The sequence below is a fragment of the Paraburkholderia caffeinilytica genome, from assembly GCF_003368325.1.
GTDB lineage: Bacteria > Pseudomonadota > Gammaproteobacteria > Burkholderiales > Burkholderiaceae > Paraburkholderia > Paraburkholderia caffeinilytica.
On record NZ_CP031467.1, the window covers coordinates 2,034,521 to 2,048,615 of the forward strand.

10 protein-coding genes, 1 tRNA gene and 2 riboswitches are annotated in these 14,095 nt (G+C 63.9%); of the genes, 8 read left to right on the forward strand and 3 right to left on the reverse strand.

Going from position 1 to position 14,095, the window contains the following annotated elements; translation table 11 throughout:
- Positions 1-17 precede the first annotated feature (17 nt).
- Positions 18-93: transfer RNA gene (locus DSC91_RS25410), tRNA-Arg, on the reverse strand.
- Between the two features lie 296 nt (positions 94-389).
- On the opposite strand from DSC91_RS25410, the gene DSC91_RS25415 reads away from it, so the two are divergent.
- Entirely contained in the window at positions 390-1,289 is a 900-nt protein-coding gene (locus DSC91_RS25415; protein WP_115781393.1) for a c-type cytochrome, read from the forward strand.
- Between the two features lie 96 nt (positions 1,290-1,385).
- On the opposite strand, the gene DSC91_RS25420 is transcribed toward DSC91_RS25415, so the two are convergent.
- Together DSC91_RS25420 and DSC91_RS25425 are read right to left on the reverse strand one after the other, a co-directional pair.
- Positions 1,386-1,964 carry a hypothetical protein gene (locus tag DSC91_RS25420; RefSeq protein ID WP_115781394.1) on the reverse strand — a complete coding sequence of 193 codons (579 nt, stop codon included), beginning with the start codon at positions 1,962-1,964 and terminating at the stop codon, positions 1,386-1,388.
- 134 nt (positions 1,965-2,098) lie between these two features.
- The gene (locus tag DSC91_RS25425) at positions 2,099-4,189 is read right to left on the reverse strand and encodes a UvrD-helicase domain-containing protein (protein WP_115781395.1); all 2,091 of its coding nucleotides are present in this window, start codon (positions 4,187-4,189) and stop codon (positions 2,099-2,101) included.
- Positions 4,190-4,618: 429 nt separating this feature from the next.
- Here DSC91_RS25425 and DSC91_RS25435 point away from each other — a divergent pair, with 429 nt between their 5' ends.
- The 7 genes from DSC91_RS25435 (at position 4,619) to DSC91_RS25465 (ending at position 14,089) form a co-directional block, all read left to right on the forward strand.
- Positions 4,619-5,668 carry an oxidoreductase gene (locus DSC91_RS25435; protein WP_115781397.1) on the forward strand — a complete coding sequence of 350 codons (1,050 nt, stop codon included), beginning with the start codon at positions 4,619-4,621 and terminating at the stop codon, positions 5,666-5,668.
- A gap of 209 nt (positions 5,669-5,877) precedes the next feature.
- Complete coding sequence (locus DSC91_RS25440) at positions 5,878-6,231, forward strand: hypothetical protein (RefSeq protein WP_115781398.1); 354 nt, start codon at positions 5,878-5,880, stop codon at positions 6,229-6,231.
- A 141-nt stretch (positions 6,232-6,372) separates the two neighbouring features.
- A riboswitch (glycine riboswitch) is annotated at positions 6,373-6,473 on the forward strand.
- Positions 6,474-6,507: 34 nt separating this feature from the next.
- Positions 6,508-6,679, forward strand: a riboswitch (glycine riboswitch).
- Positions 6,680-6,759: 80 nt separating this feature from the next.
- Complete coding sequence (gcvT, locus tag DSC91_RS25445) at positions 6,760-7,878, forward strand: glycine cleavage system aminomethyltransferase GcvT (RefSeq protein ID WP_115781399.1); 1,119 nt, start codon at positions 6,760-6,762, stop codon at positions 7,876-7,878.
- 140 nt (positions 7,879-8,018) lie between these two features.
- On the forward strand, positions 8,019-8,399 hold the full coding sequence (gcvH, locus tag DSC91_RS25450) for a glycine cleavage system protein GcvH (RefSeq protein ID WP_115781400.1): 381 nt from the start codon (positions 8,019-8,021) through the stop codon (positions 8,397-8,399).
- A 94-nt stretch (positions 8,400-8,493) separates the two neighbouring features.
- A complete protein-coding gene (gene gcvP, locus DSC91_RS25455) occupies positions 8,494-11,424 on the forward strand; it encodes an aminomethyl-transferring glycine dehydrogenase (RefSeq protein WP_115781401.1) in 2,931 nt (976 codons plus the stop codon).
- A gap of 117 nt (positions 11,425-11,541) precedes the next feature.
- On the forward strand, positions 11,542-12,672 hold the full coding sequence (locus tag DSC91_RS25460) for an alginate lyase family protein (protein ID WP_115781402.1): 1,131 nt from the start codon (positions 11,542-11,544) through the stop codon (positions 12,670-12,672).
- A 28-nt stretch (positions 12,673-12,700) separates the two neighbouring features.
- Entirely contained in the window at positions 12,701-14,089 is a 1,389-nt protein-coding gene (locus DSC91_RS25465; protein ID WP_115781403.1) for an L-serine ammonia-lyase, read from the forward strand.
- The last annotated feature ends 6 nt before the right edge of the window (positions 14,090-14,095 follow it).

Genomic DNA, 14,095 nt, shown 5'->3' on the forward strand with positions numbered 1-14,095 from the left:
GTTCTACTGGGGATTCTTGGCGCGCCCGGCTGGGATCGAACCAGCAACCCCTGCCTTCGGAGGGCAGTACTCTATCCATTGAGCTACGGGCGCTTCAACACGAAAGCGCGGCAACCTGAACAGGAGCGACGCCAAAGCGAGACCGAAAGGATACCCGGTTTCGGCCGAACCGTCCACCGGGCGGCCTATATGGCGGGATTGTCCGGCCCCGGCCCACCATCCAGCCGGCCCCGGCCTCGCGCGACGATGCGGGTAAACGCCTGCTGAACACCTCCCCGCGTCCCTCGCCGCCGTCGAAATCTTGCGTCTATAATCGTCCGTGCCTGATTAAAGAACAAGAAGTTGCCGTCACGCTGTACCGCTCACATACCCACGGAGACGAGACAAGCATGAGCGAAGCACCACACGGAGCCCCAATCAAAACCCCCGGGCAGCTCATCGCCGCGATCATTGCCAGTTTTGCGGTACCGATCGTCATCATCGTTCTGCTGGTGATCTACGTCGACAATTCGACGCGCACCGGCGCCGGCACAGACAGTCTTTCCGACGCCGAGGTCGCCGCGCGCATCAAGCCGCTCGCGCAGGTCGACATTCGCGACGCCAACGCGCCGCGCGTCTACAAATCCGGCGAAGAGGTCTACAAGGCCGTGTGCTCGGCGTGCCACGCGTCGGGCGCGGCCGGTGCGCCGAAATTCACCAATACCGCCGACTGGGCGCCGCGCATCGCGCAGGGCTTCGACACGTTGTTGCACACGGCGCTCTCCGGCAAGGGCGCGATGCCCGCGCGTGGCGGCACCAGCCCGGACGACTACAGCGACTTCGAAATCGCCCGTGCAGTGGCTTACATGGCGAACAATTCCGGCGCGAGCTTCCCTGAACCGGCGCAACCGGCAGCGGGTGCGGCAGCTGCCGCATCCGGCGCTGCCGCCGCGGCGCCGGCGGGTGCTTCGGACACCGGCGCCGCCCAGGCCGCTGCCGCGCTGGCAGCCATGGCCAGCGTGCCGCAGGCGGCTGCACCGGCGGCAGGCGGGGCGCAAAGCGCTGACGCTTCGCAAGCCGGCAAGGCGCTGTATCAGCAGGTTTGCCAGGCCTGTCACGCGGCCGGCGTGCTGAACGCACCGAAGTTCGGCGACAAGGAAGCGTGGGCGCCGCGCCTGAAAGAGCCAATGGACACGGTCTACAACTACGCGCTGCACGGCAAGGGCGCGATGCCGGCCAAAGGCGGTTCGACGGCTTCCGACGCAGACGTGAAGGCCGCCGTCGACTATATGGTCAGCGCGGCGAAGTAAGGCGCTTCCGGCGGTCGTCGTAAAACAAAAAATCCCTGCCCCGTGGCGACACGGGCAGGGATTTTTTAGTGTGCGAGCGCTCGGTGCACCGGAAAGTCAGGCACCCGCCGATGCAGCCGCGGGACGGCCGAACGCCTCGACAAATGCCAACGCCGGCGTGCTGCGAGCGAGCGACGTGAAATGCGCGTGCAGCTCAGCGGGTACGAGCCACGGATAACTCAACCCATCCTGCAACGCGTCGAGCAATTTGCCGTCGACGTCGGGCACGACGTCCATCCGCGCAATGTGGATATGAAACCCCGTGACGGCCGGCGCCGCGTCGAAACTCCACCGGTACACCCCATGGCCGACGCGCAACGCGCCGGTGGCCCGTTCGCGCATCACCACCAGCCACGGCAACGCGTCGATCGCGCCGTTCTCCACCGCGAGCGAATCACACACGTAATAGGTGCGGCACTGCGCGTATTGCGCGCCGAAATCGGTAACGAGCGTTTTCGCTATCGCATCGGTACCGACCGTGCGCGCCGGAAACGCGATATTCGACGTGGCAAGCGAAATGGTGAGAACCGCGTCCGGCGCGAAGGCCTCGGCGATGCGGTGGGCACGCGTGTTGTCTTTCGCGTCGATATAGGTTTCGAGTGCACGGCGATAATGCGCGAGCGGTGGCATGGGCATGCGAGCAGTCTCCGAGTGGCGCCCGTTCGAAGTCCGTTCGACGTCCGACTAACGGGCCGTGCCACTGTAGCCTGCGCACGTCGAAAAACCGCCGATGCACCTGCCGCGCACGGGGTCTTGCATGCGCCCCACGATCAAGGCTTCTGCAACAGCGCCTTCAAACTCGCGAGCCGGTCTTTCGGCGACATCGGTGCTTCTTCGGGCGTCGGCGGCGGGGCGTCGTCGAGCAGCATTTCGGGGATGAAGCGCGACGGCTCGCACACCACGGTCTCTCTCGCGCGCTTGCGCTTCTTGCACCAGTTCAGATGCAGGCTGCGCTGCGCCCGCGTGATCGCGACGTACATCAAACGACGCTCTTCCTCGATGCGCGCGTCGTCGATCGGTTCGTCGTCCGGGCCGCCACGATGCGGCATGATGCCCTCTTCGACGCCCACCAGAAACACGTGCGGATACTCCAGCCCCTTCGACGCATGCACGGTCGAGAGCCGCACGGCGTCCGGATCTTCTTCGCGGCCTTCGAGCATCGACATCAGCGCGACGGTCTGGATCAAGCCGAGCAGACTCTTGCCCGTGTCGCCGAAGCCGTCGGCGGTGTCGTAGCCGGTTGCTTCGCTCTTCTCCGAACCTTCAGGCTCAGCCTTGGTGCCCTTGCGCTTCAACCATTCCATGAACTCCAGCACGTTCTGCCACTTGGCCTGCGCCTGGCGTTCGTCGAACGCGTCGTACAGATAGGCTTCGTAGTGAATCGCATCCATCAGTTCGTCGAGCAAGGTCCCGGCGGCATCTTTCTCGGCGCGATCGGTGAGGCGCTGCATGAAGTCGCAGAACACGCGCATCGGTTCGATCTGACGCGGCGACAGGCGCGCCTCGATGCCGCCCATGTACACCGCTTCGAATAGCGACACCTTCGCCTGGCCCGCGAACGAGCCGAGCGCTTCGAGCGTCGTATTGCCGACGCCGCGGCGCGGCGTGGTGATCGCGCGGATGAACGCCGGGTCGTCGTTTGCGTTGGCGATCAGGCGCAGATACGCGCAGATATCCTTGATCTCGGCTTTGTCGAAGAACGACTGCCCGCCGGACAGCACATACGGAATCCGCTCGCGCCGCAGCACCTGTTCGAAGATGCGCGCCTGGAAATTGCCGCGGTACAGGATCGCGTAATCGCGGAAATTCGCGCGCCGCTCGAACTTGTGCGCGGACAGGCGGAACACCACGGATTCGGCCTCGTGCTCTTCGTCGTTGCAAGGTGTGACGGTGATCGTGTCGCCCATGCCGTGCTCGGACCAGAGCTTCTTTTCGAACAGCTTCGGGTTGTTCGCGATCACGTTGTTCGCGGCGGTGAGAATGCGCACTGTCGAGCGGTAGTTCTGCTCCAGCTTGATCAGATGCAACTTCGGAAAATCCTTGCTGAGCTGCCCGAGATTTTCGAGCGTCGCGCCGCGCCAGCCGTAAATCGCCTGGTCGTCGTCGCCGACAGCCGTGAAAGCGGCGCGCTTGCCGGCCAGCAGTTTCACCAGCTCGTACTGGCACGCGTTGGTGTCCTGATACTCGTCGATCAGCAGATAGCGCAGCTTGTTTTGCCAGCGGTCGCGCACCTGCTCGTTCTTCTCGAAGAGTTCGGCGGGCAGGCGGATCAGATCGTCGAAATCGACCGCCTGATACGCGTGCAGTGTCGCCACGTAATTGCGGTAGACGATCGCGGCCTGATGCTCGTCCTCGTTCGCGGCGATCGCGATCGCCTGTTCCGGCATGATCATGCCGTTCTTCCACAGCGAAATAATCGACTGGATCTTGCGGATAAAGCCCTTGTCCGTCGAGCCGACCTGCTCCTGGATCATGCCGAAGCAGTCGTCCGAATCCATGATCGAGAACTGCGGCTTCAGGCCGACGTGTTCCGCTTCCTGCCGCAGAATCTGCACGCCGAGCGAGTGGAAGGTGCAAACCGTCAGCTGGTTGACGGGCACTTTGCGGCCTTCCTTGCCGGGCGTGGTGAGCGTCTTGCCTTCGAGCAGCTTGCCGACGCGCTCGCGCATTTCCAGCGCGGCCTTGTTCGTGAACGTGACGGCGGCGATGTGGCGCGGCTCGAAGCCTTTGGCTTCGATCAGATGGGCGATTTTCTGCGTGATCACGCGCGTCTTGCCGCTGCCTGCGCCGGCGAGCACGAGACACGGACCGTCAAGATAACGGACCGCTTCATTTTGAGCGGGGTTCAGGCCTGCGGACATCGTCTGTGGATGGGTAATGCGGTTGAGGGCGCTTGGGTGCGGAATCGCGAGACCGAAGGCCCGGGGGCATGCTGCGCGGGGCGGGCGGCTGGAGCGCGCCTCGGTGCAACGGGCGTTCCGGCTCGCTGCGATCCGCGCGAGAGGAGCGATGTTAACACGGATGACCGGAGCCGATGCCGCGACAGACAAGCTGACGAGCGACCTGGAATGAAGACCGCGGTGGCAGCCAGTCAGGGGACAAAAACGGCGGCTCGAACTCGCTGCCGTGAATGCCGCGTCAACTGCCGCCCGAGCGCCGCCGGGCAGCCGCCGTCGACAAGACGCCTGCGACGTTGCCGACAGTCCGCCTTCGGGACATGCCACAATTACGGCGTTGCGCGCCGTCGCCGCGGTGGCAAAGCGGCGCGCCGTTTTTGCAGGAAGACACGCATGTCCGCATCGCTGAAGATTGGATTGATGGGTTACGGTTTCGCTGGCGCGACCTTTCATGCGCCGGTAATCGAGCACTGCGGGAGAGCGAGCATCGCGGCCATCGCGACGAGTCAGCCCGAGCACGCGCTGGCCGATTACCCGCACGCAAAAGTGGTGGCCGATCTGGACGCCCTGCTGGCGCTCGAAGAAATCGACTGCGTCGTCATCGCGACGCCCAATGACACGCATTTCGACCTGGCGCGCCGCACGCTGGAAGCGGGCAAGCACGTGGTGGTCGACAAGCCCGTCACGCTGACCGCCGCCGACGCCCACACGCTCGCCAACATTGCACTGGCTCGCGGCAAGCGGTTCGTGCCCTTTCACAACCGCCGCTGGGACGGTGATTTCCTGACCGTGCGGGATCTGCTGGCCAGCAGAGAGTTGGGGCGCATCACGCAATACGAATCGCATTTCGACCGTTTCCGGCCGGAGGTTCGGCAGCGTTGGCGCGAGGAGGCTTCGCGCGGCGGCGGTCTGCTATTCGATCTCGGACCGCACCTGATCGATCAGGCGTTGGCGCTGTTCGGCGCACCGCAGACCGTGTCCGCGACGGTTCGGACGCATCGCGACCAGGCCAGTGCGCCGGACTACGTCCATATCCAGCTCGGGTACGGCGACTTCGAGGTGGTGTTGCATGCAAGCGCGTTGACTGCCTTGGTCGCGCCAAGGTTTGCGATTCACGGCACGCAAGGGAGCTACGTGAAATATGGGCTCGATACGCAGGAGGATCAGTTGAAAGCCGGCTTACGGCCCGGCGACGAGGGATTCGGCGCCGGCAACACGGCTGGGGTATTGCGCGTGCTCGAAGGCGATCAGGAAGTCGAGCGGGAAGTGCCTACGCGCAATGGGGAATACATCGGCTTTTATATTGCCTTGGCGGACGCCATTCAGAACGGCGCGAAGTTTCCCATCAGCCCTCAGGATGCGGTCGACGTCATGACGATCATCGAGCTTGCAGCCCGGAGTTCCGAGGAAGGCGTCCGGCTGCCGTTCGAACGTATTCGCTGATTATTGCCGTACGCTGCGGGACGCTTTCTGGCCATTTGGCGGCAGCACGCAGACCATGCCGCCGCCAAAGACGCCATGAGCCAAAGCCTGACAATCCCGAAAGGAACATAACGTTACAAATAACCCCGCCTCTGCGGTCAGCGCGAATTCCCGGCAATCCGTTGCTACCCCAGTAGCACTACAAAACGACAACGACTTCCGGAGAGTCCATGCCCCGTATCGTCCGCGCAGTAGCAGCATGCGCTTTGCTCAGTTCCCTGGCCGCCTGCGTGGTGGCTCCCCAGCAACCCGCGCCGGCGCCGCGCCCTAACCCGCAGCAAATCGCGGATCAGCGCTTCAGCCAGGTCAATGGCCGTATCGACAACTTGAGCCGCCGCATCGACGCTCGCGTCAATCAAGGCTATTACCCGCCCCCGCAAGGCGGCGCACTGCACCACCGCCTCGACGTAATCCGTCAGGAGGCCCACGATATGGCGGCACAACACGGCGGCGGCCTGTCCGGCGACGAACAGCATGTGCTGAACCAGGAACTGGATAACGCAGCGCACGCCATCGGCGAATAATCGGGCCGGTTCGGGCACTGAAGCAAAAAAGCGCGGGCGTCACGTCCCGCGCTTTTTTTGACTGTCGCGATCTTGCAGCGCCAACCGCCACGCCCCTTGCGGGCCTTTATTTGACAAGCCCCCGGCCCTCGCGTACATTCGCCGCACGCGTCGGGAGAGCGTGCTGGCCGCAGAAAATCGCAGGCCGCGCCGCCGAAGGGGCACACCCGCAAACTCTCAGGCAAAAGGACCGACCGCGTCGAAGAACCCGCGCCCAAGCAAGATCAAGGCACCGGTTTTTCGCACTCTGGAGAGCGGCAGTAGCCGTCTGCGTCGCGTACATCGAACGTACGTCGAGCAGATTCTGGCAGGCTGCCCACCGAAGGGGCGCGCGTTTCACCGTAGCGATGACAGCTGCAACATCGCACGGGAGCGCAATCTCTCAGGTATCGAGGACAGAGGGGTCATGCAACGCCATCGCTCGCAGGCATCCGCCGCGAGGCGTAGCGCCGCATGGCCTTTTTTGTTTCGCGAGACGCCCGAGGCCCCATGACCGAACTCAAACACACCCCGCTCAACGCCACCCATCGTGCGCTCAACGCTCGCATGGTCGATTTCGGCGGCTGGGACATGCCCGTCAACTACGGCTCGCAGATCGACGAACACCGCGCCGTGCGCACCGACGCCGGGATGTTCGACGTCTCGCATATGTGCGTCGTCGATTTCACCGGCGAGCGCGTGCGCGCCTTTTTTGAATACGCGCTGGCCAATAACGTCGCCAAGCTGCAAACGCCGGGCCGCGCGCTCTACTCCTGTCTGCTGAACCCGAACGGCGGTGTGATCGACGATCTGATCGTCTACTACTTCGGCGAAGATCACTTCCGCGTGGTCGTCAACGCCGGCACGGCCGATAAAGACGTCGCCTGGTTCGGCAAGCTCAACGCCGAGGGCAACTTCGGCCTGACCATCACGCCGCGCCGCGACTACGCGATCGTCGCCGTGCAAGGTCCGAACGCCCGCGAAAAAGTCTGGCAAACCGTGCCGGCCGCACGCGCTGCCACCGAAGCATTGAAGCCTTTCAACGCCGCCCGCGTCGAAGGCACGCCGTTCGGCGAACTCACCGTTGCCCGCACCGGCTACACCGGCGAAGACGGTTTCGAAATCATCGTCCCGGCGGATCACGTCGCAGCACTGTGGAACGCGCTGCAAGCACAAGGCGTGCGCCCCGCCGGTCTCGGCGCGCGCGACACGCTGCGCCTCGAAGCCGGCATGAACCTGTACGGCCAGGATATGGACGACACCGTCTCGCCACTCGACGCCGGCCTCGCCTGGACCGTCGATCTGACTTCGCCGCGTGAATTTGTCGGCAAGAAAAAGCTTGAAGCCGACGGCTCGCAGGCGGCGTTCGTCGGTCTGATCCTGCTGAAGGAAAACGGCAAGGCGGCGGGCGTGCTGCGCGCTCACCAGAAAGTCGTCACGCCGCAGGGCGAAGGCGAAATCACCAGCGGCACTTTTTCGCCCACGATGCAGGAATCGATCGCCTTTGCGCGCGTGCCGAAAGGTGTGCAGCCGGGCGATACCGTTCACGTCCAGATTCGTGACAAAAACGTACCCGCAAGCGTGGTAAAACTGCCGTTCGTGCGCAACGGCAAGGTGCTCGCAGTTTAAGCAGCCGGCGCGTGCGTCACCTTTCAGGAAAACACTGGCGTACCCAGGTTTTCTTGCCCCTGCTGGGGGCCAGGCGCGAAGCGCCAGGTTTGGGCGCCCTTTTTAAGTTCATACCGAATCACACCGCATAGGAGCATCCGATGAGCATCCCGGCCGATCTGAAATACACCGAATCGCACGAGTGGGTCCGCACCGAAGCGGACGGCACGCTGACGGTCGGCATCACCGACCACGCGCAGGAAGCGCTCGGCGATATCGTCTTCTTCGAAGTCCAGGAACTGGGCAAGACCGTGGGCGCCGGCGACACCGTCGCCGTGATCGAGTCGGTGAAAGCCGCCTCCGACATCTACGCACCGGTTTCGGGCGAGATCATCGAAGCGAACCCGGCCGTCGCCGACACGCCGGACGGCGTCAACAGCGCGCCGTACGACAACTGGCTCTTCAAGATCAAGCCGGCCGCGGACGCATCGCAGGATCGCCTGATCGACGCGGACGCGTACGCGAAGGCGATCGGCGCCTGATTCACCGCAAGTTGCACCTTTACGTTTAAACCCGACAGGCGCGGCGCGTCCGATTCCATCGTCGAACGGACGCCCGCACCGCCAGGAACACCTCATGAAGCTCGAACACCCGGATCGTCTGATGAACCGCACTCCTCTCTCGCTCGCCGCGCTCGAAGTGCATGACGCCTTCGCCGAACGGCACATCGGCCCGGATTCGGCCGACCAGCATGCGATGCTCGAAGCCCTCGGCTTCGCGTCGCGCGCGGCGCTGATCGACGCCGTCATTCCGAAGACGATCCGCCGCACCGAAACGCTGCCGCTCGGTCCCTTCGCCCAGCCGAAGAGCGAAGCGGAAGCGCTCGCCGCGCTGCGTGAGCTGGCGGACAAGAACCAGGTGTTCCGCTCGTACATCGGACAGGGTTACTACAACGCGCACACGCCGACGGTGATCCTGCGTAACGTGCTCGAAAATCCGGCCTGGTACACCGCGTACACGCCGTATCAGCCGGAAATCTCGCAAGGCCGTCTGGAAGCGTTGCTGAACTTCCAGCAAATGATTGTCGACCTGACGGGTCTGGCGATCTCGAACGCCTCGCTGCTTGACGAAGCCACTGCCGCCGCCGAAGCGATGACGCTGCTGCAACGCATCGGCAAGCCGAAGTCGAACGTGTTCTACGTTGCCGACGACGTGCTGCCGCAAACCATCGAAGTGGTGAAGACGCGCGCCACGCCGGTCGGTATCGAAGTGAAAGTCGGCCCGGCTGCGGAAGCGGCGAACGCGAATGCGTTCGGCGTGCTGCTGCAATACCCGGGCGTGAACGGCGATGTGCGCGACTACCGCGCACTCGCAGACGCGATCCACGCAGCGGGCGGCCACGTGGTGGTCGCCGCCGATCTGCTCGCGCTGACGGTGCTCACGCCGCCGGGCGAATGGGGCGCGGACGTGGCCGTCGGCAACACCCAGCGTTTCGGCGTGCCGGTGGGTTTCGGCGGCCCGCACGCGGCTTACCTCGCCGTGCGCGATGAATTCAAGCGTCAGATGCCGGGCCGTCTGGTCGGCGTGACCGTCGACGCGCAGGGCAACCCCGCGCTGCGTCTCGCGCTGCAAACGCGCGAACAACACATCCGTCGCGAGAAGGCGACCTCGAACGTGTGTACCGCGCAAGCGCTGCTCGCGATCATGGCCAGCATGTACGCCGTCTATCACGGCCCGCACGGCCTGAAGACGATCGCACTACGCGTGAACCGGATCGCTGCGCTGCTCGCGGCCGGCGCGAAGAAGCTCGGTTACGCGCTCGTCAACGACACGTTCTTCGACACGCTCACGTTCGAAACCGGTGCACGCACCCAGGCGCTGCATGACGCGGCGACCGCGAGGCGCATCAATCTGCGCCGCGTGAGCGACACGCGCGTCGGCATCTCGATCGACGAAACCACCACGCGCAGCGACCTCGCCGATCTGCTCGCGGCATTCGCGCAAGCGGCGTTCGTCGACGAAGTCCCGCAAATCGATGCACTCGACGCCGAACTCCCCGCCGAGAGCACCGTGCCCGCCGCGCTCGAACGCACCAGCGCGTACCTCACGCACCACGTGTTTAACCGTCACCATTCGGAAACGGAAATGTTGCGCTATTTGCGCAGCCTCTCCGACAAGGATCTGGCACTCGACCGCTCGATGATCCCGCTCGGCTCGTGCACGATGAAGCTGAACGCGACCTCGGAAATGCTGCCGGTCACGTGGCCCGAATTCGGTCAGATTCACCCGTTCGCGCCGGCCGAGCAAACGGTCGGTTACCGCGAAATGATCGATCAGCTCGAACAGATGCTGGTCGCGGCCACCGGCTACGCAGCCGTGTCGCTGCAACCGAATGCCGGCTCGCAAGGCGAGTACGCGGGCCTCCTGATCATTCATGCGTACCACGCGTCGCGCGGCGAAGGCCACCGCAACGTCTGCCTGATTCCCGCTTCGGCGCACGGCACGAACCCGGCGTCGGCGCAAATGGCCGGCATGCAGGTGATCGTGGTGGCTTGCGACGCGCAAGGCAACGTCGATATCGACGACCTGAAGAAGAAAGCCGATCAGCACGCCGACAAGCTCGCGGCGATCATGATCACGTATCCGTCCACGCACGGCGTGTTCGAATCGAACGTCCGCGAAATCTGCGAGATCGTGCATGCGCACGGCGGTCAGGTCTATGTGGACGGCGCGAACATGAACGCAATGGTCGGCCTGTGCGCGCCGGGTCAGTTCGGCGGTGACGTCTCGCACCTGAACCTGCACAAGACCTTCTGCATTCCGCACGGCGGCGGCGGACCGGGTGTCGGTCCGGTTGCAGTCGGCGCGCATCTCGCGCAATTCCTGCCGAATCAGATTTCGTCGGGCTATGAGCGCACGCCGAACGGCATCGGCGCCGTGTCGGGCGCACCGTACGGCTCCGCGTCGATCCTGCCGATCTCGTGGATGTACATCGCGATGATGGGTGCGAAGAACCTCACGGCGGCCACCGAAACCGCGATCCTCAACGCGAATTACGTCGCGAACAAACTCGCGCCGCATTATCCGGTGCTGTACTCCGGCCCGGGCGGACTGGTCGCGCACGAGTGCATTCTCGATCTGCGCCCAATCAAGGAAACCAGCGGCATCACCGTCGACGACGTCGCCAAGCGTCTCGCCGACTACGGCTTCCACGCGCCGACCATGAGCTTCCCGGTGCCGGGCACGCTGATGGTCGAGCCGACCGAATCGGAATCGAAGGAAGAACTCGACCGCTTCATCGAGGCGATGATCGCGATCCGCGACGAAATCCGCGCGGTGGAGGAAGGCCGCTCGGACCGCGAAGACAATCCGCTCAAGCACGCGCCGCATACGGCAGCGGTGGTCATCGCGAACGACTGGAAGCATGCGTACGCGCGCGAAACCGCCGCGTATCCGTTGCCCACGCTGATCGCGAAGAAGTACTGGCCGCCGGTCGGCCGTGCGGACAACGTGTACGGCGACCGCAATCTGTTCTGCTCCTGCGTGCCGATCGCCGACTACGAGTAAGCCAGGCCGCAAACCGCGCATCGTCTGAAGCTTGTAAGCAGGCGTTGCGCGGTTCTGTCGCTTGTGTCCGCAAACGGCTAACATCACACACCGAATCAGCCTAACGAGGAGTTTCGCATGGCGCGAAAGGTGCGATTGATGCAAAGCCGGACCGAAATCAGGCGAACCCAAACGTGGCAGCAGGCTTGCACGCTCTTGCTGGCTGGCGCAGCGGTGCTGCTGCCGCTGCGCCAGGCGCAAGCCGCAATGAATTTTTGCGCAGCGCCCGCGCTGCAAACCAGCGAGCGCACGAATGCCGATCCCGGCGTCAAGGCGCTGGTGAGCAATGTGCAGGCACATCTGAACGACCCGCCGCATGCGGTAGCGAAACTGCATACCGAAGGCACGCTGCCGCACGAGGGCATCCACGATCAGAGCGTCGAGGCAGAGAAGGATCTCGATCTGCTGCGCGACGCGGCGCTCGCCTGGCGCGCAACCAGTGACGACCGTTATCTGAAGCTGGTCGACCGCTTGCTGTATGCATGGGTCACGACTTACCAACCCAGTTTCAATCCGATCGACGAAACCCATTTCGAAGGCCTGATCCTCGCCTACGACATGACCGCGAGCGCGTTGCCGGTGAAGACGCGCAATGCATCAATGGCGTTCCTGACGAAGCTAGCGAGCGGCTATATCGCGCAGATCGACGCGCAGCCGCGGCCGCTCATGGGTACCTTCAAGAACAACTGGCAAAGCCACCGGATCAAGCTGATCTCGATGGCCGCGTTCACGCTGGATAACCGCAAGATGATCAACGCGGCGCAGCGCCTGTTCGACGAGCATATCGGCGACAACATCGCGCCCGACGGCTCGACTTTCGATTTCGGCGAGCGCGACGCGCTGCACTATGTCACGTACGACCTGCAGCCGCTCGTGACCGCTGCGCTCGCTGCGCGCCGCCACAACCGCAACTGGTTGCCGGAAAAGGGGGAAAACGGCGCGTCGCTGGCTGCCGCGCTGAATTGGCTCACGCCGTACGCGGACGGCAGCAAAACGCATGAAGAATTCGTGCATTCGAACGTTCCGTTCGATGCCAAACGCCGTGAGGCCGGTGTGCCCGGTTTTTCAGGTCAATGGGATCCGAAAAACGCGACAGAACTGTTTCACCTGGCGGCGCGTCTCGACGGACGCTATACGCCGATCGCGCTGCAGCTCGCACCGACGCCGCCCGCGTGGCTGGCCGTGTGCTTACCGCTGCCGGCGCGCTAAACTAACTTTTATCAGCAGGGAGCAGTAAATGGCAGTCAGTGTGTTCGACCTCTTCAAAATCGGCATTGGCCCGTCCAGTTCGCATACGGTCGGGCCGATGCGTGCAGCGCTGATGTTCGCGCAAGGACTCGAACGCGACGGGCTGCTCGGCGCGACCGCGTCGGTGAAAGTGGATCTGTATGGGTCGCTCGGCGCGACCGGCAAGGGTCACGGCACCGATCGCGGCGTGATGCTGGGTTTGATGGGCGACGCACCCGACACCGTCGATCCGGACACGATCGCGCAGCGGCTCGAGGCGGTGAAGGCGTCGCGCACACTCGCCTTGCTCGGCACGCACGAAGTGCCGTTCGTCCAGAAAGATCACATTTCGTTTTATCGCCAGGCGCTGGCGGAGCATCCGAACGGCCTGAAGCTGCGTGCATTCGACGCAGAAGGCGAGACGCTGCGTGAGTCGACCTATCTGTCGGTCGGCGGCGGCTTTGTGGTGACGGCAGGCGCGCCGAACACGAAGGTGCTGAGCGCCGTCGAACAATTGCCGCATTCGTTCCGCAGCGGCGCCGAATTGCTCGCGCTCTGCAAATCGACCGGCAAGAGCATCGCCCAATTGATGTGGGACAACGAACGCGTCTGGCACACGGAAGAAGAGACACGTGCGGGCTTGCTGAAGATCTGGAATGTGATGCAGTCGTGCGTGTCGCGCGGTTGCGGCATCAACAATCCGGACGCGGACGGCAACTTGCCTGGTCCGTTCCATGTGAAGCGCCGCGCGCCGCAGTTGTATCGTGCGCTGTCGAGCAATCCTGAGCTGGCGCTGCGCGATCCGCTGTCGATGGTCGACTGGATCAATCTCTACGCCATCGCCGTGAATGAGGAAAATGCCGCCGGTGGGCGCGTGGTCACGGCGCCGACCAATGGCGCGGCCGGCATCATTCCCGCCGTGCTGCATTACTACACGCGCTTCATGCCGGGTTCGAACGAGCAGGGCGTGATCGACTTCCTGATGACGGCGGCGGCGATCGGCATTCTGTACAAACTGAACGCGTCGATTTCGGGCGCGGAAGTGGGGTGCCAAGGTGAAGTGGGTGTGGCCTGCTCGATGGCCGCGGGTGCGCTCGCGGCGGTGATGGGCGGCACGCCTGAGCAAGTCGAGAATGCTGCCGAGATCGGCATGGAGCACAACCTCGGGCTGACGTGCGATCCGGTCGGCGGAATGGTGCAGATTCCGTGTATCGAACGCAATGCGATGGGCTCGGTAAAGGCCGTGAATGCCGCGCGCATGGCGCTGCGCGGTGACGGCACACACTACGTGTCGCTGGACTCCGTGATCAAGACGATGATGCAGACCGGCGCCGACATGAAGACGAAGTACAAGGAAACCTCGCGCGGCGGGTTAGCTGTGAATATTGTGGAGTGTTGAGGGCTC

What these genes read in the sequence shown, in the direction of transcription:
- gcvT (WP_115781399.1), top strand. Translation starts at nt 6,760, where the DNA reads ATGACCGAACTCAAACACACCCCGCTCAACGCCACCCATCGTGCGCTC.
- DSC91_RS25440 (WP_115781398.1), top strand. Translation starts at nt 5,878, where the DNA reads ATGCCCCGTATCGTCCGCGCAGTAGCAGCATGCGCTTTGCTCAGTTCC.
- gcvP (WP_115781401.1), top strand. Translation starts at nt 8,494, where the DNA reads ATGAAGCTCGAACACCCGGATCGTCTGATGAACCGCACTCCTCTCTCG.
- DSC91_RS25460 (WP_115781402.1), top strand. Translation starts at nt 11,542, where the DNA reads ATGGCGCGAAAGGTGCGATTGATGCAAAGCCGGACCGAAATCAGGCGA.
- DSC91_RS25415 (WP_115781393.1), top strand. Translation starts at nt 390, where the DNA reads ATGAGCGAAGCACCACACGGAGCCCCAATCAAAACCCCCGGGCAGCTC.
- DSC91_RS25425 (WP_115781395.1), bottom strand. Translation starts at nt 4,189, where the DNA reads ATGTCCGCAGGCCTGAACCCCGCTCAAAATGAAGCGGTCCGTTATCTT.
- DSC91_RS25465 (WP_115781403.1), top strand. Translation starts at nt 12,701, where the DNA reads ATGGCAGTCAGTGTGTTCGACCTCTTCAAAATCGGCATTGGCCCGTCC.
- DSC91_RS25420 (WP_115781394.1), bottom strand. Translation starts at nt 1,964, where the DNA reads ATGCCCATGCCACCGCTCGCGCATTATCGCCGTGCACTCGAAACCTAT.
- gcvH (WP_115781400.1), top strand. Translation starts at nt 8,019, where the DNA reads ATGAGCATCCCGGCCGATCTGAAATACACCGAATCGCACGAGTGGGTC.
- DSC91_RS25435 (WP_115781397.1), top strand. Translation starts at nt 4,619, where the DNA reads ATGTCCGCATCGCTGAAGATTGGATTGATGGGTTACGGTTTCGCTGGC.